Source organism: Brevibacillus sp. HB1.1, from assembly GCF_013332445.1.
Lineage (GTDB): Bacteria > Bacillota > Bacilli > Brevibacillales > Brevibacillaceae > Brevibacillus > Brevibacillus porteri.
Window position 1 is genome coordinate 1 of the sequence record NZ_JABMIV010000013.1, and the last position, 20,433, is coordinate 20,433.

Annotated in this window: 18 protein-coding genes and 1 pseudogene; 17 read left to right on the plus strand and 2 right to left on the minus strand. The window is 48.8% G+C overall.

From position 1 onward, the window contains the following. Window positions 1-406 precede the first annotated feature (406 nt). Together HPY27_RS25610 and HPY27_RS25615 are read left to right on the plus strand one after the other, a co-directional pair. On the plus strand, window positions 407-1,075 hold the full coding sequence (locus HPY27_RS25610) for an MBL fold metallo-hydrolase (protein ID WP_174226299.1): 669 nt from the start codon (window positions 407-409) through the stop codon (window positions 1,073-1,075). A 66-nt stretch (window positions 1,076-1,141) separates the two neighbouring features. Beyond that, the gene (locus HPY27_RS25615) at window positions 1,142-1,723 is read left to right on the plus strand and encodes a hypothetical protein (RefSeq protein ID WP_173622823.1); all 582 of its coding nucleotides are present in this window, start codon (window positions 1,142-1,144) and stop codon (window positions 1,721-1,723) included. A gap of 83 nt (window positions 1,724-1,806) precedes the next feature. On the opposite strand, the gene HPY27_RS25620 is transcribed toward HPY27_RS25615, so the two are convergent. Both HPY27_RS25620 and HPY27_RS25625 read right to left on the minus strand, forming a co-directional pair. Next, the gene (locus HPY27_RS25620; RefSeq protein ID WP_174226300.1) at window positions 1,807-3,084 is read right to left on the minus strand and encodes an erythromycin esterase family protein; all 1,278 of its coding nucleotides are present in this window, start codon (window positions 3,082-3,084) and stop codon (window positions 1,807-1,809) included. A 143-nt stretch (window positions 3,085-3,227) separates the two neighbouring features. Continuing rightward, the gene (locus HPY27_RS25625) at window positions 3,228-3,803 is read right to left on the minus strand and encodes a GNAT family N-acetyltransferase (RefSeq protein ID WP_173622825.1); all 576 of its coding nucleotides are present in this window, start codon (window positions 3,801-3,803) and stop codon (window positions 3,228-3,230) included. A gap of 116 nt (window positions 3,804-3,919) precedes the next feature. Here HPY27_RS25625 and pdxR point away from each other — a divergent pair, with 116 nt between their 5' ends. The 15 genes and pseudogenes from pdxR to HPY27_RS25695 all read left to right on the plus strand — a co-directional run bounded on the left by pdxR (window position 3,920) and on the right by HPY27_RS25695 (window position 20,432). Then, window positions 3,920-5,341 carry a MocR-like pyridoxine biosynthesis transcription factor PdxR gene (pdxR, locus tag HPY27_RS25630; protein WP_174226301.1) on the plus strand — a complete coding sequence of 474 codons (1,422 nt, stop codon included), beginning with the start codon at window positions 3,920-3,922 and terminating at the stop codon, window positions 5,339-5,341. Between the two features lie 91 nt (window positions 5,342-5,432). Further along, window positions 5,433-6,002 (plus strand): TetR/AcrR family transcriptional regulator, encoded by a 570-nt coding sequence (locus HPY27_RS25635; protein ID WP_174226302.1) that lies wholly within the window; start codon window positions 5,433-5,435, stop codon window positions 6,000-6,002. Window positions 6,003-6,016: 14 nt separating this feature from the next. After that, entirely contained in the window at window positions 6,017-6,379 is a 363-nt protein-coding gene (locus tag HPY27_RS25640; protein WP_017251610.1) for a DMT family transporter, read from the plus strand. Then, on the plus strand, window positions 6,376-6,798 hold the full coding sequence (locus HPY27_RS25645; protein WP_174226303.1) for a YvaD family protein: 423 nt from the start codon (window positions 6,376-6,378) through the stop codon (window positions 6,796-6,798). The genes HPY27_RS25640 and HPY27_RS25645 overlap by 4 nt, the downstream gene beginning before the upstream one ends. 216 nt (window positions 6,799-7,014) lie before the next feature. Then, window positions 7,015-7,845, plus strand: coding sequence for an MIP/aquaporin family protein (locus tag HPY27_RS25650; protein WP_174226304.1), 831 nt, complete (start codon window positions 7,015-7,017; stop codon window positions 7,843-7,845). A 54-nt stretch (window positions 7,846-7,899) separates the two neighbouring features. Beyond that, window positions 7,900-9,399 carry a glycerol kinase GlpK gene (glpK, locus tag HPY27_RS25655; RefSeq protein ID WP_174226305.1) on the plus strand — a complete coding sequence of 500 codons (1,500 nt, stop codon included), beginning with the start codon at window positions 7,900-7,902 and terminating at the stop codon, window positions 9,397-9,399. A gap of 147 nt (window positions 9,400-9,546) precedes the next feature. Next, the gene (locus HPY27_RS25660) at window positions 9,547-11,217 is read left to right on the plus strand and encodes a glycerol-3-phosphate dehydrogenase/oxidase (RefSeq protein WP_106834669.1); all 1,671 of its coding nucleotides are present in this window, start codon (window positions 9,547-9,549) and stop codon (window positions 11,215-11,217) included. 13 nt (window positions 11,218-11,230) lie between these two features. Beyond that, window positions 11,231-11,785 carry a glycerol-3-phosphate responsive antiterminator gene (locus HPY27_RS25665; RefSeq protein WP_017251605.1) on the plus strand — a complete coding sequence of 185 codons (555 nt, stop codon included), beginning with the start codon at window positions 11,231-11,233 and terminating at the stop codon, window positions 11,783-11,785. Between the two features lie 478 nt (window positions 11,786-12,263). Then, window positions 12,264-12,467: pseudogene (locus HPY27_RS30690) on the plus strand (proline dehydrogenase family protein); the annotation flags it as partial. A 198-nt stretch (window positions 12,468-12,665) separates the two neighbouring features. Further along, window positions 12,666-15,041: a DUF7408 domain-containing protein gene (locus HPY27_RS25670; RefSeq protein WP_254612995.1), complete on the plus strand. Its 2,376-nt coding sequence runs from the start codon at window positions 12,666-12,668 to the stop codon at window positions 15,039-15,041. Next, window positions 15,038-15,964: an ABC transporter ATP-binding protein gene (locus HPY27_RS25675; protein ID WP_017251603.1), complete on the plus strand. Its 927-nt coding sequence runs from the start codon at window positions 15,038-15,040 to the stop codon at window positions 15,962-15,964. Before HPY27_RS25670 ends, HPY27_RS25675 begins: the two co-directional genes overlap by 4 nt. Next, window positions 15,961-16,821: an ABC transporter permease gene (locus tag HPY27_RS25680; protein ID WP_017251602.1), complete on the plus strand. Its 861-nt coding sequence runs from the start codon at window positions 15,961-15,963 to the stop codon at window positions 16,819-16,821. Before HPY27_RS25675 ends, HPY27_RS25680 begins: the two co-directional genes overlap by 4 nt. A 3-nt stretch (window positions 16,822-16,824) precedes the next feature. Continuing rightward, a complete protein-coding gene (locus HPY27_RS25685; RefSeq protein WP_174226307.1) occupies window positions 16,825-18,540 on the plus strand; it encodes a hypothetical protein in 1,716 nt (571 codons plus the stop codon). A gap of 30 nt (window positions 18,541-18,570) precedes the next feature. Continuing rightward, window positions 18,571-19,554, plus strand: coding sequence for an AAA family ATPase (locus HPY27_RS25690; RefSeq protein ID WP_017251600.1), 984 nt, complete (start codon window positions 18,571-18,573; stop codon window positions 19,552-19,554). Further along, the gene (locus HPY27_RS25695; RefSeq protein ID WP_173622833.1) at window positions 19,551-20,432 is read left to right on the plus strand and encodes a DUF58 domain-containing protein; all 882 of its coding nucleotides are present in this window, start codon (window positions 19,551-19,553) and stop codon (window positions 20,430-20,432) included. Before HPY27_RS25690 ends, HPY27_RS25695 begins: the two co-directional genes overlap by 4 nt. Window position 20,433 lies beyond the last annotated feature (1 nt).

Below are 20,433 nucleotides of genomic sequence, written 5' to 3' on the forward strand. Positions count from 1 at the left end.
TGGTAACGCGTGGAGCTGACGAATACTAATCGGTCGAGGACTTATCCACAAACTTAGCAACTGATCATGCAGATCCAGTTTTGAATGAATAATGAATGAAGAAGCCATTCCTTTAAGGAATGGCTTTTTTTGTGATAGGTTTGGAAACAAACACGTTCCCCGTATTCACTGGAATATAGACTAAAAGTGTTAGATTCAATGCGATTCATTAAACTAACGGGCTTGTTCCCTGTTCTTGAAATAGGATTTTACAATGGCGATTGTATCTAATTTGGCCGAAGTTCGTTTCTTTTGGATTGCTATCTCGAGCGCTTTATACAGAAGACGTTTACAGATGTTGACAACAACGAAACTAACGTAATAATATAATCCTACGTAAAAAATGAATTTTACGGAGGTCTGATTGATGGAAATTTCAAAGGGAGTATCAATGCTTCATCTAGATTTTCATGGAAATATCATTCACCCCGTTCTTTTGTGGGATCGAGACATGGCTGTTTTAATAGACACAGGATTCCCAGGGCAAATGGAAGATTTACGCGTGGGGATAGAAAAGGTAGGAGTATCGCTCGACAAGCTAAAAGCTGTGATTTTGACGCATCAAGATGTGGATCATATCGGCAGTCTTCCTGAGATTTTGCAGGAGTGCGGGGATCATGTTCACGTTTACGCACACGAACTGGAGAAACCGTATGTCCAAGGGGAGAAACCGCTTTTAAAAGACGGGCACCTTGAGAATCCTCCCAAAGGCAGAGTGGACTATACCGTGAGTGACGGTCAGGAACTGCCGTTTTGCGGCGGGATTCGTGTCATCCATACTCCTGGACATACTCCCGGTCATATCAGCCTTTATTTAACGAAAAGCAAGACTCTCATTGCCGGGGATTCGATGTACAGTGTGAACGGGATTCTCTCAGGAATTCATGAACCGTCCACACCGGATATGGATGCAGCTCGTCTCTCTATAAAGAAGTATGTAGACCTCGACATTGTCTCTGTGGTTTGTTACCACGGAGGATTCAGTCATGGAAATGTTAAGGGTCAAATAGTAGGACTCAGTCAGGGGTTACGCTAATTTCGTGACAAAACCTCTCTTTTCCCCGTCTTATTGAAAAGCTGGAAAAAGGAAGGAGCTTTATTCGTGAAAAAATGGAATTATATCTTAGCGGGTGTTCTTAGTTCTACACTTATTTTTGGGGGAACGCCTGGCTTTGCAAAAAATAAAACGGAAACCAATCAAGGTACGAATTCAATGTCAACCGACAAGCCTATTGGACACGGCTTACATCTATGGAGCAATCCTGGTTTCCAATATACGCTGGAAGATCGGTCGAACAGCATAAAATTTCCCATTCCTGTCCCAAAAGAATTAGAGGGAAAAAGTAAGGGGCAGGAGCCTATTACTCCTGCACTTCCTTACTTGGACTTTACTAGTGACGATTCTAAATACGAGTTTTATATGTTTCATACTGGAACCGAACGCGAGGTTTTCCTACAACTTCTTCAATATGAAAAAGGGAAGCTTAGCTCTATGGGAGCTATAAAAGTAGCAGAAGATGTTCCAAATCGTATTTATGGCTTCTACAACGATGGGCGTAATTCCATCTATGTCCTTACGTTAAATAAAGAAGGTGAGTTGGATAGCTCGGCCGAGTACGTGTGGGATAATGAGACGAAGATGATCATAAAAGTATCGGAGCTCAAAGCCTCAAAACCTGATTGATGAAAATACTGAAGAATCACAGAAAACGGCAGCCTGTTTAATCGGCTGCCGTAATTTTATAAACAGGCAAATGTACTCACCCGTTAATCCTTTATCATTACCGAAGGAGTAGCCGTTCGTACGAAGAAGATCGCATCAAAAGCTTTTGCCGGAACCATTTGCAACGTATACAGCTTCTCCATTTTTCCATACCATCCACTAAAAACATCACCGATTGCACTGATGGGCTGCGCTTTATTTAGATAGGTGTAAAAATCCTGATGATGCTTTGCCTTTGCAAAATCTAGGAATCCATCCGCCATCCCTGTCTGTGCAAACAGAACAGCTAGCCGATCTTTGCCACTATTTTTTACAGTAAACGCTTTGCGCTCATTGGTAGAGGCGTCATTTGCAAGGAAGGTGCTTTCGTAGAATTCACTTCCGATTGCGTAATATTGGTCCCCCAAGGCTTTTGCGAGATGTGCCCCCATGCAGGTTGTCATTCCTACGGAAGTAGAGGTCTTTTCAATGTGTCCATTATGTCCAGCGATGAACATGTTGTTGCGACCGTACTGTTTCTTTTCAAAGGATAAAATCCACATCACTTTGTCCGCCATGTAGCGATCACGGGTGTTGCTGTAGTTCACATTTGTTCCGCGCAGTGTAGCGTTTTGCTTGATGGATTCTGCGAAGGCAGTAGCCAGCTCATATGCTTTCTCAGAGCTTTTCGCGATGTAAACGGATTGGTTTTGTTTCATCTGATCCATCAAGCTTTTTATGTGGGGGATCGCTTCCTGTACGAGGGCGACCTTTTGATTATACACCGTCTTATCATTCAGATTCGTAAGCAGCTTCTCATACTTGGATGAGAGTGTCGGATCGACTTTTTTCAAATAGGAAAATAGCCCGTTTTTGTTATGGTCATAGCGTTGCATGTCAAAGCCGTAAAAATGAATTTGATCTTTGGTATCTCGCTTCTCATTAAAGGCGCGCATCCAAGAGAGAAGGGCGGCCATTTCTTCTGTATGGTAAATCGTAAATCCGATGGCTTTTGCGGCATCCTGAGCAGTTCCGCTGCCGCCTAAAATGTATTCATTGGCCTTTTGTCCACCGCCAAAATCACCTTCGATGGCAAATACGCGATAACCTTGTTTTTCTACCAAATGCTTAAAAATATCTAACTTCAGCGTAGTGAATTGCTTGTTGCCATGCGTAGCTTCTCCAAACCCGATGATGGTTTTTGCAGGAAGCTCCATTTTTGAAACAGGGACAAGGTTTGCTTGGAATGACTGTTGCAAGGTGTTGGCTGATGCGGGATGGAACCCTGTCAATACACTCAGGATGATGAACAAGCTGATAGTGAATAGGAGTTTTCTCTTCATGTCACTCTCTCTTTCTTGCGCTGATCTTTTGTTTGTAAGTGGTTTTTCTTACCATTTTCCCTATTATACTCCTTTATGAAGTTGTTTACCTAGATTAAAAAAACACACCTGGGTTTGAGAATCCCGGGTGCATTTTCTCTTTGTTACTTTACATATTTCGCCCGATATTCATCTGCCAGCATGGACATGAGAATAGAGTCGTGATAGGTGTGGTTGTAATAAAGAGCTTGTCGCTGTACGCCTTCACGCTGGAATCCGAGCTTTTCATACGTGTGGATGGCACGTTCGTTAAAGGCGAATACGTTTAGCTCGATGCGATGCAGATTGAGGATGCCAAAACCATAATCGAGCATTAGCAGGAGGGCTTCGCTGCCGTAGCCTTTACCTTGATGGGCATTTTGGTCAATCGAAATTCGGATAAAGGCGTTGCGATTATTCCGATCGATATCCCCGATCTGGACGTCGCCAATCACCTGATCATTTTCGCACAGGCAGATCAATAAGAGGACACTGGAAGAGTCCTGGCCTTTGTTCTCGATGTACTGGTGGATTTGCTCACGAGTGAAATGCTTTTGTGTACCAGTCAGCATACGCGTTTCCTTGTTGAACAAGGAGCGGAAGTATAATTCGGTATCTTCTGTACCAATCGGTCGTAAAAAGACGCGTTCCCCTTCCAAAAAGCGAACCGCTGCACGTGTATTCTCCTGTGTCATAGACATAGTCGTTGTCCTCCTGTTCGTTCAAAACTTCTTTTTCTTAGGATAACGAGCAAGTGTATACTTGAAAATGTGCAGTTTTGTAAAAATGAAAAGGACAGATGGAGGGGGAAATCGAGATGCTCTTGACCCCAAAATGGCAGAAAAATGACAACGAGCCGCAATACGTACAGCTTTATGCTTATTTGAAAAAGGAAATCGTCGCAGGACGCTTGGCGGTGAGTAGCAAGCTGCCGTCCGTTCGAAAGCTGGCTGACTTGCTGGGCTTAAGCACAACACCGGTAGAGATGGCATACCAGCAGCTGCTGGCGGAAGGTTTTATCCAAAGTAAACCGCGCAGTGGGTATTACGTGGAAAAATTGCCTGATCCTGAAGTGAAACCGGGTGCTGGTGCGAGCGCACAAACTATCCATCGGCCCATGGTGCGTGACGAGCGGGAATACGTCTATGACTTTCATCTCTCCCGCAATGATTTTTCGTTATTTCCAACCATGATTTGGCGCCGTTTGTACAATGAGACGCTTCACATAGAGCGGCAGGAGAATCTTTTTTATGGAGATCCGCAAGGGGAGGCTGGACTCAGGAAGCAAATCGCTGACTACTTGCACAGGTACCGGGGTGTCGCTTGTTCGCCAAATCAAGTGGTGATTGGGGCGGGCCAGTTTGGCTTGCTGTCCTTGATCTGTTTGATGGTAAAGCCACAGTTCCAACGCATCGGCGTAGAAAATCCGGGGTATTTGCTGTTTGCCAATACGTTTCGCCAGCATGGATACGACGTGGTGCCGATCTCACTGACAGAGGACGGAATTAGCGTCAGTGAGCTATATGAGTCAGGGGTTGGACTGGCTGCCGTTTCTTCGGCTCATCAATACCCACGTGGGATGATCATGCCCATATCCAAGCGGCTGCAATTGCTCGAATGGTCCAAGAATGTGGGAGGATACATCATCGAAGACGATTACGACGGAGAGTTTCGTTACCATGGCAGACCGATTCCGTCCATGCAGGGTTTGCTCCCGGATGCGAATGTGATCTATATGGGGAGCTTTGCGCAGGTGTTGGCGCCAGCAATCGGCATATGGTACATGGTCTTGCCAGAATCTCTGCTGGATACGTACCACAACCTGCTGCGCGAGACACTGCTGGAACCATCTTCATCCCGACTGCATCAGCGGACGATGGAAGCCTTTATGGAAGAAGGATACTTCGAAAAGCATGTCCGCAAAATGCGCAAGCTGTACCGAAAAAAGCATGATGCGCTGCTGCTGGCTGTGCAAAAGCATTTTGGCGATAGAGCGACAGTCATCGGAGCCGATGCGGGGTTTCACGTCCTACTGCGGGTAAACAGCGAGCGAAGTGAGGAGGAGTTGAAAAAGCGGGCGATTCAGGCAGGCGTGAGAGCCTCGGCTGCATCATTTACATGGCTGGTGCCACCTAATCCCTTGCCAAAAGAGTTTTTCCTCGGCTTCGCGGGTATTCCATTGGAAAAAATCGAACCCGGTATCGAAGCGTTGAGCCAAGCGTGGTTTGGCGATTGTTGACAATGCATGAGTACGCCGTTATGCTAAGAGTACCTTTTGGAAAATATGAAAAACAAAATATTTTCCTTGTTTTCGAAAGGAGGGCAAGAACATGCAGGAGCGAATCCTACAATGCGCCTATCATGAGATTGAGACCAAGGGCGTCCGTTTTACCATGTCCGATTTAGCTCGGCGCGCAGGCGTTAGTACCAAGACGTTGTATGCGAGCTTTCCTTCGAAAGAAGCCTTGATCACCAAAGTCATTGAAGAAAACATCGAGGATTTGCGTAAAGCGGAGGATCAGATTTTACATGATCTTGACCTCGATTTGGTAGAGAAGATGCGACAACTCCTGGCACTGGTCCCGAACAACTTCTCACGAACGGACCTGCGCGTGTGGTACGAGCTGAAGCGCTACTATCCCGAGCAATGGAAGCTGATCGACGAGTTCAATCAACAGGAGTGGGAGCATGTTCGGATCATTCTGGAGCAAGGGGTAGAGGAGGGCGTGTTTCGTCGTATCCAGCTTCCGATCCTGATTCAGATGTATACCGGGACGCTCAACCAGCTGATTGATCAGCAGTTGGCGAACCAGCATCAAGTGACGATTGGCGATGCGCTGGATGCAGTCATCGATATTTTACTAGGTGGCATCGTAGATTCTTCGTCTTCAAACAAGTAAGTAGGAGGAACATAATGAGTTGGGTCTATCTATTAATGGCCATTTTGCTAGAGGTGGCTGGAACAACATCGATGAAGCTGTCTGACGGGCTGAGCAAGCCTGTCCCTAGTGTGATGATGTTTATCTTTTATATTTTGTGCTTCTCGTCGCTGAGCCTGGCGCTCAAGGAAATGGAGGTCGGGACCGCCTATGCCATCTGGTCTGGTCTCGGCACCGCGATCATCGCGGTCATTGGTGTGGTGGTCTTCAAGGACGCCTTCACTGTCAAAAAATTGATTGCTGTCGGACTGATCATTGTGGGCTGTGTGCTGTTGAATCTGGGAGACACCTCCCACGCGCAATCTTCTAAAGAGACAGGAGTAGCTGAGGCGAAATGAGTGAGAAAAATGCAAGAGCAATGCTAGTGTTCTTCTGGATCACCGATGTTGCTTTTGTCGTATACTGGCTTGTTACATTTTTGGAGCTTCTCCCTGTGGAGTATCTGTATCAGGATTACTACAACCCCAATTTGCTTGCATGGAACCTGTCCTTTTTTCCATTGGATATTTTCATTTCCATCACGGGCTTTGCCAGTCTGTACGCCTATCGCAGAGGATGGCACATCTGGAAGCCACTTGCCATGCTGTCGCTCGTTTTGACATCCTGCTCGGGTTTGCAGGCGATCGCTTTTTGGGCGTTCAAGGCAGATTACGATTGGTCCTGGTGGATTCCGAACCTGTACCTGCTGATATATCCGTTATTCTTTTTGCCGGGCTTGATGCGAGAATTGGCAAAAGTGAAGGAAAGGGATTCTTGACAAATTTTGAGCGGTGGCTATATAGTAGGTCTTAAGTTAATAGTGCTGTGGAGATTGGGAGATCAGCTAATATTTGCAAAATGAGGGCATTGGCTCTTGTTTAGCGAGTATTAGCTTTTTTATTTTCTCTCCAGATAAACCACAAAGGAGTTAGCGTATTGTAAGCGCTTAACAGGAGTAGGTTTACGTTTTTTCCAAAAAGGGGGAGGATGGGGCATGTCTATTTATGTAGGGGAATTGATCGGGACGATGATCTTGATCATTTTGGGGGCTGGTGTTTGCGCCGGACAAAACTTGAAAAAGGCGTACTCCCAAAACGGCGGTTGGATTGTCATTACGCTGGGGTGGGGTCTGGCAGTTGCGTGCGGAGCGTATGCAGTAGGAAGCATTAGCGGAGCGCATTTGAATCCGGCACTTACGATTGCACTGGCAAGCATCGGTCAATTTCCGTGGGAGCATGTTCCGGGCTACATAGCGGCTCAACTGATCGGGGCGTTTATGGGAGCGACGTTCGTCTGGATCTTTTATTACCCGCATTGGCGTGAGACGAATGATGCAGGAGCCAAATTGGGGGTATTTGCAACAGGTCCTGCGATTCCCAATACAGTCGCGAATCTGTTCAGTGAAATTTTAGGTACGTTTTTCTTGGTGCTCGGTCTACTGGCGATCGGAGCGAATAAATTTGCAGAAGGACTGAATCCGTTTATCGTCGGCTTCCTGATTGTCGCAATTGGTTTGTCTCTTGGTGGTACTACTGGTTATGCGATCAATCCGGCCCGTGACCTGGGACCTCGTCTCGCTCATGCTCTCTTGCCCATCCACGGCAAAGGAAAGTCCAACTGGCGCTATGCATGGATTCCTGTTGTTGGACCTATCATTGGAGCAGTAAGTGGAGCGTTTTTTTACAAATGGACGTTTACAGATCATTCGCTGACAGGTGTAATAGCATTAGCGGCTTTCATGGTGATTGCCATCGTGGTCGGAATGACAACCAAAAAATCAATCGGCAGCAAGGAGCGACTCGCATCCGAGAATGCGCGTTCTTAGACATAAAGGTAAGAATGAAGGCGATTTCATATGAGTGAAGGAGGAACAGTTGTCATGGACAATAAATATATGCTTTCCCTCGATCAGGGAACCACGAGCTCTCGCGCTATTTTATTCGATAAATCAGGTGCCATTATCGGTGTGGCCCAGAAGGAATTTACGCAAATCTATCCGAAGCCGGGTTGGGTGGAGCACAATGCTGAGGAAATCTGGGAATCGCAGCTGGAGGTTTTGAAAGCGGTTTTACTGGAGAATCATGTGAAGCCGGAAGAAATTGCAGGAATCGGGATTACCAATCAGCGGGAAACAACCGTGGTATGGGATAAGCACACGGGTAAGCCGATTCACAATGCGATTGTATGGCAAAGCAGACAGTCCATCGATATTTGCAACCAGTTGAAAGAGCAAGGCTATGAGCATATCGTTCGTGAAAAGACAGGATTGTTGATTGACGCCTACTTCTCCGGGACAAAGGTAAAATGGCTGCTCGATCATGTCGAGGGAGCACGGGAGCGAGCCGAGAAAGGCGACCTCTTGTTCGGAACCATCGATACGTGGCTGATTTGGAAGCTGACCAATGGCCTTGTGCATGTGACCGACTATTCCAATGCTTCGCGCACGTTGATGTTTAATATTCATTCCCTGGAGTGGGACGATGAGCTGTTGAACATGCTTCAAATCCCGAAAGCCATGCTGCCAGCTGTCCGTCCTTCCAGCGAATTGTACGGCTACACAGACGAGAAGCTCTTCGAATTCCAGATTCCGATTGCCGGGATTGCCGGAGACCAGCAAGCCGCTTTGTTTGGGCAGGCGTGCTTTGCGGAAGGGCAGGCCAAAAACACATACGGAACAGGTTGCTTCATGCTGATGAATACCGGAGAAAAGGCAGTTGCATCCAAGAACGGGTTGTTGACGACCATTGCCTGGGGAGTGGATGGCAAGGTAGAATACGCCCTGGAAGGTAGTATTTTTGTAGCTGGTGCGGCGATTCAATGGCTGCGTGACGGACTCAAGCTGATTGAAAAATCATCGGATTCGGAAAAACACGCACTGGCTGTTGACAGCACAGATGGTGTTTATATGGTTCCAGCCTTTGTTGGATTGGGAGCACCGTATTGGGATATGGAAGCAAGAGGCGCGATCTTCGGCTTGACTCGCGGAACGACGGAAGATCATTTGATTCGGGCAGCGCTGGAGTCACTGGCTTATCAGACACGGGATGTGCTTGAAGCGATGGAGGCTGATTCTGGCATCCGGCTGCAAAAGCTGGCGGTAGACGGTGGAGCCGTGGCGAATAACTTTTTGATGCAGTTCCAGTCTGACATCCTGAATACAGAGGTTGAGCGTCCGCGTGTCAATGAAACGACCGCGCTGGGAGCAGCTTACCTGGCAGGGCTTGCCGTCGGGTATTGGGGCAGCAAGGAAGATATTGTGAATAACAAAGTGGTGGAGCGCTCCTTCTCACCGGATATGGCGGAGGAACTGCGCCAGGAGCTGTACGCAGGTTGGAAGCAAGCTGTTACAGCAACGATGGGTTACAAGATTAGGCATTGATTTTTGTGTAAAAGAGGTCTAAAGTTAAAGATAAGTTAATCATGCTGTGGAGACTACGGAGACAGCCAGTATCAGAAGAGCAATGACATTGCATTGCTTCTTTTGGATATTGGCTGTCTTTTTCTTTTAGAGAGGATGAGAAGAACGATGAACGATCAACATGCATTATCATCAAGTCAACGCCAGGCTTGTCTGGATAAAATGGCAACGAAACAACTCGATCTTTTGGTTATTGGCGGTGGGGTGACGGGAGCAGGTATTGCCCTCGACGCAGCCGCGAGAGGTCTGAGTGTCGGACTCGTGGAAAAACAGGACTTCGCTGCGGGAACCAGTAGTCGCTCTACCAAGCTCGTTCATGGAGGATTGCGCTATTTGAAGCAGGGCGATGTGCAGTTGGTGCGGGAAGTAGGCCGGGAGCGAGCTATTTTGTATCGCAATGCGCCACATATCGTCATCCCGGAAAAAATGATTTTGCCCATCGTGAAAAATGGTACCTATGGCAAGCTGGCAACCTCTATTGGTTTGTATGTTTACGATGTGTTGGCTGGAGTCGAAAGAAAAGAACGACGCATCATGCTGAACAAAGAGAGAACTGTGGAGGCAGAACCGCTTTTGCGCCGCGATATTCTCAAGGGCGGCGGGCTTTATTTCGAGTATCGGACAGATGATGCTAGACTTACGGTTGAGGTCATGAAAACAGCAAGCTCGCACGGAGCGCTTTGCGTGAATTATACCGAAGCCACTGGCTTTATTTATGAAAACGGCAAAGTCATCGGGATTAGCGCGAAGGATTTGCTTACGGGCACAGAGTACTCCCTCCATGCCAAAAAAATCGTCAACGCAGCAGGTCCTTGGGTGGATCAGCTTCGAGAAAAGGACCACTCCCTGTATGGCAAGCGCCTCCACCTGACAAAAGGTGTCCACCTGGTCGTGCCATATAACAGACTGCCGTTGAAGCAGGCCGTTTATTTCGATGTATCCGATGGGCGCATGCTGTTTGCCATTCCGCGCAATAACAGTACGTATATCGGTACCACTGACACGAATTACAAAGGTGTGCTGGAGCGGCCAACAGTGACGAGAGAAGACATGGAGTATGTATTGAATGCCGCGAACGAGATGTTCCCTTCTGTGAAGCTGACGGAACAGGATGTCAGCTCCAGCTGGGCAGGACTCAGACCACTGATCCATGAAGATGGCAAGTCCCCATCCGAATTGTCACGCAAGGACGAGATTTTTTATTCCAAAAGCGGGCTGATTACGATCGCAGGTGGAAAATTGACGGGCTTCCGCAAAATGGCTGAGCGCATTGTGGATGTGGTGGCCAAGCAGTTGACCGAAGAAGAGGGCAGAGCATTTGAAGCTTGTCGGACAGACAAAATCGTCCTCGCTGGCGGAAAATTTGACTCCGCAGCCAAGATTCCTGTATTTGTGAAAGCACAGGCAGAGCGACTTCGCCAATGGGGAATCACCGAGGAACAAATCCGCGTTCTGGTCGGAAAATATGGAAGCAACAGTGAGCAAATCGTAACAATGTGCCTGGAGTTTTTGACACAAAATGCTCAAAATGTGTCTCCAATCGAAGCACTGCTGAAAGCAGAACTGCGCTACGCTGTAAAGGAAGAAATGGTCATGACCATGAGTGATTTTCTGATTCGTCGTAGTGGCAGACTATTCTTCGAGAGGGATACACTGGAGCCTGTGTATCGAATGGTGGGAGAAGAGCTCGCTCATGAGCTGCAATGGTCGGATGAGAGGAAAGAACATGAAATAAAAGCGTTTGAAGAGGAATATCATCTTGCGAAAACATTTCAATAGGGGTGATTCGTGATTGGCAAACCTGATCAATCAAAAAATACTTCCTGCCGCCCGGACATTAAAAGAATTTGATGAACTCATGGAAAGCTGCTACGAGCGCATTATTTTGCTGAATGCTCATGTTGCGCAAGTAAAGCCACTGGGAAAACGGGCCAGAGCATTCGGGAAAAAACTGCTGATCCATGCTGATCTCATAGACGGGTTGAAGTCTGATGAATATGCGATGGAGTTTCTTGCGCAAGAAGCCCAGCCCGAAGGAATCATCACCACACGGAACAGTGCCGTTCTTGCCGCCAAGAAAAAAGGGCTCATTTCCATCCAACGACTGTTTCTCATTGATACGATGGCATTAGACAGCAGCCTTACCCAGCTAGCGAGAACCAAACCGGATTACGTCGAGGTTTTGCCAGGAATCATTCCCCACCTGATCGAAGAAATCACTGTACGAACCAGCATTCCGGTTATCGCTGGAGGATTTATTCGTACAAAGGAAGATGTGGATCGCGCTATTCTTGCCGGTGCGACATCTGTAACCACTTCTCGCAGAGAGCTGTGGACGAAATCATAAGGACATATTAGGGTAGTCAAAAGCCGGTCATTCTGTTCGTAGGAATACCGGTTTTTTTGATAGGTAGATACCCTTTTATTTATAGGGATGTCAGTAGTCTATGCGGATGAACGCCACCGTGCATATACACATATAGTCAGCAAAAATAAGAGGAAAGAAGGCGGTTGCGTGAATTATCAAAGCTCTCAATGGCAATCATCGTATTCTTCGCGGGAAGGACATTCTTCTTATTACCCTTGGCAAAGAGATCGAGAACGGCCACCAGGATGGGATCGTGGAAGAGAGTGGCAGCGACCTTTCCGGAGTTGGGAGTTTGACCACAGACGGAGATGCCCGGACCACTGTCGTTGGTGCCCTCCTGGCTGCTGCGGACGCTTTCGCTAACAGATAAGTAGTAGAACGAGAGCCAAATCTTGAGAGGTATTCGAGATTTGGCTCTTTCTTTGGGTAATAGAAAAGGAAGGCGACACTCGCCACGCACGACCAAGCGATTGTAGACGAGCTAGCCCGTCGAGACTATTTGCATCGACCGAATGTAGAAGTCGAGCTGTTATACGGGGGGCGCCCAGAGCTGGCTCATGCCTTGCGAGAAAAAGGGGTTCCGGTGCGCTTGTACCTCACATATGGGACAGAGTGGTACTTGTACTTGTGTCATCGACTGGCGGAGAACCTCAGGATGTAGGGTATGGCATGTCATATAAGGATTACGAAAAACGTCAGAGCACAATCCTGACGTTTTTTCTTTTTTTCACGTTTGCACTTTGTGACCAAACGACTTCATTTTGAAAAAAATGTAGCTATTTGTCTGGAAATAACGTCAATAACTGTATGAGAAGAAAAGATAGGAAGAAAAAGAATGGTCCGTGGAGGTTTTGAACGAATGAAAACGGCGCAGTGTAAGCGATGGCTCCTGGCCTTCTGTGCGTTCCTCCTGTTGGTAGCGGGTGTTCCTTTCGGATTAACGGGGACAGCCTTGGCAGAAGGAAACATTCAGTTGGGAGTAACAGTCGGAATTGAAGGAAAGTACAGGGATACGGGGATGGTACCCGTTGTGGTAACGGTGAGAAATGGAGGGGCGGATATTGAAGGGGAACTGTTTGTCGCCACTGGGGAACAGGGAGACAGACGCTTCGCAGTTGCCAATTATCAGCCGGTTTCGATTGCAGGCGGAGTGACCAAGCAGGTAACGATTCTCGTTCCTGGATCAGAGCTGCATGGCAATTCTTTTGTGGCCTTGATGCAAAATGATAAGATCATCACGCAAACTCCGGTAACAGGCGTTTCATACAGCGAGGATACGTTGATGATCGGCGTGTTGGCAGAAAATCCCGACACAGCTAACTTCCTTGGTGTACTGCCGAAAGGCTCTATTCATAACCCTGTCCAGCTCTTGACGATGAAGGCAGACAATATGCCTGTGACAGGTACTCAACTCCAAATGATCAATATGCTCGTTATCAATAATTTTGCTTTGGATTCATTGAATGAACAGCAGATCAAGGCGATTCGGGATTGGACGAATTCTGGCGGGATGCTGATTTTAGCCGGAGGAGCACAGTACAAGAAAGCCGGAGGCATTTTGGCTGACTTGTCGCCCGTAGAAGTGACTGGAGTGACGAGTGTACAGACACTCTCTAGTTTAAAAGTGGATAAGACCAATCCGATTTCACTGACATCACCCTTTACTGTAAGCAATGGGACAGTGAAGGCAGGGAAGGTTCTGTACAGCGAAGGCAATATTCCGCTGATGGCTGTCCATAACGTGGGAGCCGGAAAAGTAATGTACGTCGCCTATGATTTGGCGGCGGAACCAGTAGCCAGCTGGGCAGGAAACAGTCGCTTTTGGGCAGATACATTAGTAAAGGCTTTTGGTTCTTCCATGAACGCTTCAAATAGGAGCATGATCGACAACGTATGGCCGCTTCGGGATGCTGCTGATCGAGTCCCATCCTTGAAAATTCCAGAGGTTGGCTGGTTCGCCGTGTTTTTTGGAATCTATGCACTCGTTGTAGGGCCAGTTCTTTTCTATATTTTGCGGAGACGCCGCAAGCAAAGCTACATGTGGGTGATCGTCCCTGCCCTTTCGGTGTTGGCAGGAATCGGAATCTTCTCGATTGGTGCCGTCCAGCGGGGGGTGGGTGTAAAGCTGCACCAGGTAGGTTATATTGAGCTGCAAAACAACGGACAGGCAAATGCGCTGAGTGTAACCGCATTATTCGTACCGAGTAATGACGACTATCGTTTGACTATAAAAGGAGAGGGTATAACCCAACCCGTCACTGAAAGAGATTATATCGATCAAATTCCGAAAACGTGGATTTCCATACAGCCAGATCAGACTCATATTGATTTCCGAGATGTAGAATTTTGGTCGATGCGCAAGGTTGCAACGGAGCAAACCTTATCGGACGTAGGAAAAATAGAATCGAACCTGTCGTATGAGAATGGCGCACTGAAAGGAACTGTGACAAACCATACGAAGTACTCGCTGCGAGATGTGACGATCTCGACAGGTATAACGGTACAAGAGTTTCCGCAGTTGGCGGCTGGCAGCAGTATCGAAGTGAACTTGCCGTTTGCCTCTCAACATCAAGCAAGGCGGAACCTACATCGGATGAATACGGGGAATGCACTGCCGCAGTATATGCAATCGAATGGCTATGACAGACAAACGCGTGAGCAACTCATCGTGGAAATGCTGGACATGATGGACAGACGTGGTGGTCAGTCTGAAGTGGTAAAACTCGTGGGCTGGACCGATGAGCAAGTTGTTGAGGCTGTCGTACCAAACGAAAATACGGAGAACAGCAGCATTGCGATGGTCACTTCGACGCTGCAAGTGAATCCATCCAAGGACGGACACATTTATTATCCGACGGGATCATTTGATGTGACGATGTCGGGCAGCTCTGTTCCAGTAGATGATTTCGGCGATGGCTTTAGACTTCCGGCCGGGGACATTACCTTTGACATCAATCTGAATCAGGAAGGGCAGGATCTTGCTATTAGCAATTTGTATCTGTACACCTGGTCAGAGGACAATACGACATTTGAAAAAGAGGTTTACAACTGGAAGACAAAAGCTTTCGAACCATTTGAAAAAGTATTCATGAACAACGTCATGACAAGCGACAAGACCACTACTTATGTTTCGGGCGACGGCATTGTCCGCATCAAATTTGCCCATCAGTTTGAGGATGATCGCCACATTGGGGTTCCAAGTGTCAGTGTGGAAGGGAAGGTGAGCAAGAAGTGATCCAGATCCAAAATTTGCGCAAGCGCTACGGCAAAATGGAAGCGTTGAAAGGACTTTCGCTCGAAATTGACAAGGGGACCGTTTTTGGTTTCGTCGGTCCGAACGGGGCAGGAAAATCGACGACGATGTCCATTTTGGCGACTTTATTGGAGCCGACCAGTGGGAAAGCATACGTAGGCGGCTACGAAGTGACCAAGCATCCAAAGGAAGTACGCAAGCTGATCGGCTACATGCCTGACTTTTTTGGTGTCTACGACAATTTGACAGCAGAAGAGTACCTCGATTTTTACGGCGCGAACTACGATATTCCAGCAACTGAACGAAAACAAATCATTCCGCAGTTATTAGAGCTGGTGAATCTCACGCACAAGCGGGATGCCTACGTCGACTCGTTGTCACGGGGGATGAAGCAGCGTCTCGGGCTGGCTCGCTCGCTGGTTCACAATCCGGAAGTGCTCATTTTGGACGAACCAGCTTCTGGGTTGGACCCGCGTGCACGCATTGAGCTGCGGGAGATTTTGAAGGAACTGCGGGACATGGGCAAGACGATTATCATTAGCTCGCACATATTGCCTGAGCTAGCGGAGATGTGCGACGTCATCGGGATTGTGGAGGAAGGCAATCTGGTTGCCTTTGGACGAGTCGATGAGATTTACTCGAAAATGCAAGAACAACGGGTATTGCGTATCCGTCTGTTGGATCGGGTTGATGAAGCAATGACGCGCTTGCGTGAGATGCCCGTCATTACAAGGGTGACACGCGAAGGAAACTGGGTCGTTGCAGGCTTTTCAGGCAATGACGAAGAGCAGGTTGAGCTGCTGCGTGAGCTTGCGGTGTCAGGCTATCCTGTCGCCGCGTTTAATGAGTCAGTTGGTGATTTAGAAGAAATCTTCCTGGAAATTACGAAAGGAGTGGGCTCATGAGCGACTTGAGACGATTTCGCAACCCTGTCTTGTTCAATGAATGGAAAATGCGGATGCGGACCAATCGGTCACCGTGGATCATCCTGCTCTATTTGCTTGTTTTGGGCGCAATGACCCTCACGCTGATTTTCTTTATGACAAACGGTGGCAGCTACTACAATCCGAATGATACACGCGAGCTGTTCATGATGCTGTCTGTGTTTCAACTCGGGATGATCTGCTTCGTCGTGCCGGGACTAACGTCAGGTGTGATTTCCGGTGAGCGCGAACGCCAGACGTTGAGCGTACTGTTGACCACGAATGTCAGTGCCACACGATTGATTTTAGGCAAATGGCTGGCGTCGCTCAGCTTCATGACCTTCTTAGTTATTGCGACTATCCCGCTCTATGCTATCGTCTTTTTGTATGGAGGAATCTCACCTGCACAAGTGATCAAGGTGTTTGGTTTTTACGTCATTACGATGTTTGGCATCGGCAGCATTGGTGTGCTCATGTCCACGCTGATCAAGCGGACAGGTATCGCTACGGTCGTCACTTATGCCGTGGTGTTCGGATATGCGATTGGGTCGAGCATACTGGCGGAAATTATCAAAGAGTTCATTCGGTACCAGCGACGATCGGGTGGCATGTCATCTGCGACTAGGCCGGACTGGCCGGATCTCCTGCATAATTTCAACCCATTGTTTGCGATGTTAAACATTTTTGAAGAAGGGCCGCAGCTCAGGATTGGGAATGTGGACCCGTACGCGGTTTACTGCCTGTTTTTCGGGATCATTACACTGTTCTGCCTTTTACTCGCTATCTATCTCATTCAGCCAGTGAAACCGAGATTTCGCAAAGTAAAAGAGGAGCAATAAGCCATGTTTACCTCTAAATCGAACGACGAGCTGAAGTCACTGCTTGCGCCTATTCGAAAGCAACTGGGCTTGCGTGTATGGATACAGCAGCTAACGGTCTATGGTTTGTGGGGAATGGGGGCGAGTCTGGTGCTCCTCCTCCTTGCTCGTATCTGGCCGATTCCGTTTTACCAATGGATCGCGGTTGTGCTGCCAGTGCTTGTTATCATCACGGGTCTGGTGCGTACGCTTTGGAAGCGCCCTACCTGGCTCCACTGTGCGCAAGTGGCAGACGGTAATGGTTTGGCTCAGCGAGTCGTCACAGCATGGGAGAATCAAGAGAATCGGTCGATGGTAGCGGGTATGCAGAGGGAAGACGCCCTGCAGCATCTGCGAAAAAATTTGCCGCAAATCGTAGAGAGCGTCCGCATCTGGTCACTGGTCCAAAGAAAGGTGTATGTCACAAGCAGCTTGCTATTGGTATGCCTGGTGCTGTTTTTTTGGCCGAATCCGCAAGACTTGCGACTGGCCCAGATAGCAGAGGAAAAGAAAGCAATCGCGCAGGTCGAGGAAGAAGTAGAGGAAATCAAACAGGACGTGAAAAAGAATACAGGCTTAACCGACGTGCAGAAAAAGCAGCTGGAGGAAATGCTGGAGCAGGCAAAAAAGGCTCTGGCGAAAGCAGACGATCCGGCAGAACGTCAAAATGCATTGCGCGCTGCGGAAAAACAATTGGAGAAGGTCAGAGATGCAGAGCAGCACAAAGAAAAAGCGCTGCAAGCACTCCAGCGCAGCTTGGGTAATCAAGAAGGGACCAAATCCTTGGCTGGCGCGATGGAAGCGAAAGATCGACAAGCGATGACCGAGGCCCTGGCACAAATGGCAAAAGCCATGGAAAGTATGCCGCAAAAAGAGCGGGAAGAGATCGCTCGCGAACTCGCAAGTGCAGCAGAACAATTGAAAAAAGAGGCAGAGTCTGCCGACTCGAAGGAGCTGGAGGATATCGCCAAACAACTGGCGGAGGCAGCCCAGCAAACAGCACAAGGACAAATGCCTCAAGCGATGACTGCGCTCGAGAACAGCTTGATGCAAGCGATGACGGGCATCCAGCAATCTCAGCAAGCCATGCTCGCAGCTATACATGCCGCTGCTTCGCTCAATCAGTCGCAGATGACGCTTGCCATTGCAGGAGCACAAGCAGGAAATGCTGGAGCGAGTGGAGCTGAGGCAGGTACGGCGGCAACAGGCCAGGCGACTCCAGCATCGGGGACACCCGGGAATCAGCCAACTGCGGCAACACCGGGAACAGGTACCAATCCCAATCAAGGGACGAACCCGGCAAACCAGTCCGGAAATGGAAATAATGGCTCCGGGCAAGGGAATGGAAACAGTAATGGCAACGGCAACGGTAATGGAAATGGAAATGGAAACGGCGGTCAAGGAAGCGGTCAAGGTGGCGGGGCCGGGTTAGGAAAAGGCAAACACGAGCTCGTTACCGTCCCGGCAGATCGCATAGGTGGGGACAAAGGACCTGTTGATACAGTCGGAGGCACACTCGGGTCAGGACCTTCCCAGTCGCAGCAAAGCGGAAACACACAAGTCTCCTCCGGTGGAACACTGCCGTATGAGGAAGTGTACGGCCAGTATGAGCAATTTGCCCGTGAAAGTATGGAAAAGGGCAGTATTCCCGGCGATTACCAACAGATCGTAAAGGATTATTTCAGCAAAATTGAGCCTTAGATCATTCAACAACAGGAAGGAGACACGGCGATGGCGCAGCAAACGCTAGAGGATTGCTTGCAGCGAGTAGAGCTTGTCAGGCAGGAGATTGGAAAGGTATTGGTAGGACAAAAAGATGTGGTCGAGCAACTTCTGTGGGCCGTGTTTGCAGGTGGACATGCGCTTTTGGAAGGCGTACCCGGATTGGGCAAAACGCTGCTTGTTCGGACACTGTCTCAAGCCTTCGAGCTGTCGTTTCAGCGTATTCAGTTCACACCGGACCTGATGCCGACAGACATTACTGGAACGAACATCCTGTTGGTCGACGAGAAGGGTCAGCAGTCTTTCCAATTCCAACATGGTCCGATCTTCGCTCATGTCGTGCTGGCTGACGAAATCAACCGGGCGACGCCGAAGACGCAAAGCGCTCTGTTGGAGGCCATGCAGGAGCGAACCGTTTCTGCCGGCGGTGTGACTCGTCAGCTGCCGGCGCCATTCTTCGTTCTCGCGACACAGAACCCGCTGGAACAGGAAGGGACATACCCGTTGCCAGAAGCGCAAATGGACCGCTTTTTATTGAAGATCGACGTGCCGTATCCGACGGAAGAAGAACTGAAAATGATCGTGCGGCAAACGACCACGAGTCAGGTGATCACCGTGGAAAAAGTGGCTTCAGCCGAGCAAATTGCTGAGATTCAGCAGGCAGCGCGTGAAGTGCTGGTTGCCGATGCGGTACTAGATTACGCCGTGAAGCTGCTTTTAGCGACGCATCCGGGGGAACAGGCGATTGCTTCCGTGAACAAATATGTGCGCAACGGTGCAGGTCCACGTGGCGTGCAGGCGATTGTCTCCTTAGCAAAGGTACGTGCGTTATTGGCTGGCCGATACAATCTGGCATACGAGGATGTGACAGCAGTTGCTCTGCCAGCGTTGCGCCACCGCATTTTCCTTAATTTTGAAGGAGAGGCAAACGGCATCCGACCAGACCGCGTCATTATGGATATTTTGGACGAACTGGGGACGCAGAAAGTATGAATCAACACCTGCTTGATCCGTCATGGCTCGCCAGACTGGAGCGAATGCAGATGGCTAGCCGCAAAGCGGTCAGCGGTAGCCAGGCAGGCAAGCGAAGGGCGAGACAGCTGGGCAGCTCCATGGAGTTCGCGGACTTTCGGGCGTATGTTCCCGGCGATGATTTGCGGCAGCTCGATTGGAATGCGTATGCCCGTTCAGGCAAGCTGTTTTTGAAAAAGTACTTGGATGAAACAGAGCTTCATGTGAACTTGTATATCGATTGCAGTCGCTCGATGAGCTACGGGCAACCGAACAAAATGGCCCGAGCTGTCGAGATTGCCGCGGCTCTTGGCTATTTGTCCCTGTGCCATCTCGATCATGTGTCGGTCTATGCATTTGACAGCCGCATTACGGCAGCACTTACCGGGCTGCAAGGAAAGAGTCAGGCACATCGCTTGCTCAGCTTCCTATCTTCCCTGCAAGAAGGGGAAGCAGGTGATATTCAAACGGCAATGCGTCAGCCTGGGGCTGTCAGCGGCAAAGCTGGCACATCTATCGTGCTGTCGGACTTTTTGTTCGAGTCAGGCTATACGGAAGGCATCGCGTATTTGCAGGCGGCCAAACAAGAGGTCACGCTGGTTCAGGTGCTTTCCAAAGAAGAGCTTGCGCCCGAGTATGCGGGAGAGCTGCGGTTGATAGATTCAGAGACCGGGCAAGCAAAAGAAGTATCCCTGACCAGCCTTTTGATGGAAGAGTACCACAAGAGCTTGCAAGATTATCAACAAGAACTGTCCGCGTTTGCTTATGGAAGAGGGATCGCCTTCGTGTCTGTAGAGGCGGAACAATCGCTGGAATCGATTGTCTTCCATGTCTTTCGTCAGGCCGGCTTGATTCGCTAGA

Coding starts and splice junctions, on each gene's coding strand:
- HPY27_RS25610 (WP_174226299.1), top strand. CDS start 407: ATGGAAATTTCAAAGGGAGTATCAATGCTTCATCTAGATTTTCATGGA.
- HPY27_RS25620 (WP_174226300.1), bottom strand. CDS start 3,084: ATGAAGAGAAAACTCCTATTCACTATCAGCTTGTTCATCATCCTGAGT.
- HPY27_RS25625 (WP_173622825.1), bottom strand. CDS start 3,803: ATGTCTATGACACAGGAGAATACACGTGCAGCGGTTCGCTTTTTGGAA.
- pdxR (WP_174226301.1), top strand. CDS start 3,920: ATGCTCTTGACCCCAAAATGGCAGAAAAATGACAACGAGCCGCAATAC.
- HPY27_RS25635 (WP_174226302.1), top strand. CDS start 5,433: ATGCAGGAGCGAATCCTACAATGCGCCTATCATGAGATTGAGACCAAG.
- HPY27_RS25640 (WP_017251610.1), top strand. CDS start 6,017: ATGAGTTGGGTCTATCTATTAATGGCCATTTTGCTAGAGGTGGCTGGA.
- HPY27_RS25645 (WP_174226303.1), top strand. CDS start 6,376: ATGAGTGAGAAAAATGCAAGAGCAATGCTAGTGTTCTTCTGGATCACC.
- HPY27_RS25650 (WP_174226304.1), top strand. CDS start 7,015: ATGTCTATTTATGTAGGGGAATTGATCGGGACGATGATCTTGATCATT.
- glpK (WP_174226305.1), top strand. CDS start 7,900: ATGGACAATAAATATATGCTTTCCCTCGATCAGGGAACCACGAGCTCT.
- HPY27_RS25660 (WP_106834669.1), top strand. CDS start 9,547: ATGAACGATCAACATGCATTATCATCAAGTCAACGCCAGGCTTGTCTG.
- HPY27_RS25670 (WP_254612995.1), top strand. CDS start 12,666: ATGAAAACGGCGCAGTGTAAGCGATGGCTCCTGGCCTTCTGTGCGTTC.
- HPY27_RS25680 (WP_017251602.1), top strand. CDS start 15,961: ATGAGCGACTTGAGACGATTTCGCAACCCTGTCTTGTTCAATGAATGG.
- HPY27_RS25685 (WP_174226307.1), top strand. CDS start 16,825: ATGTTTACCTCTAAATCGAACGACGAGCTGAAGTCACTGCTTGCGCCT.
- HPY27_RS25690 (WP_017251600.1), top strand. CDS start 18,571: ATGGCGCAGCAAACGCTAGAGGATTGCTTGCAGCGAGTAGAGCTTGTC.
- HPY27_RS25695 (WP_173622833.1), top strand. CDS start 19,551: ATGAATCAACACCTGCTTGATCCGTCATGGCTCGCCAGACTGGAGCGA.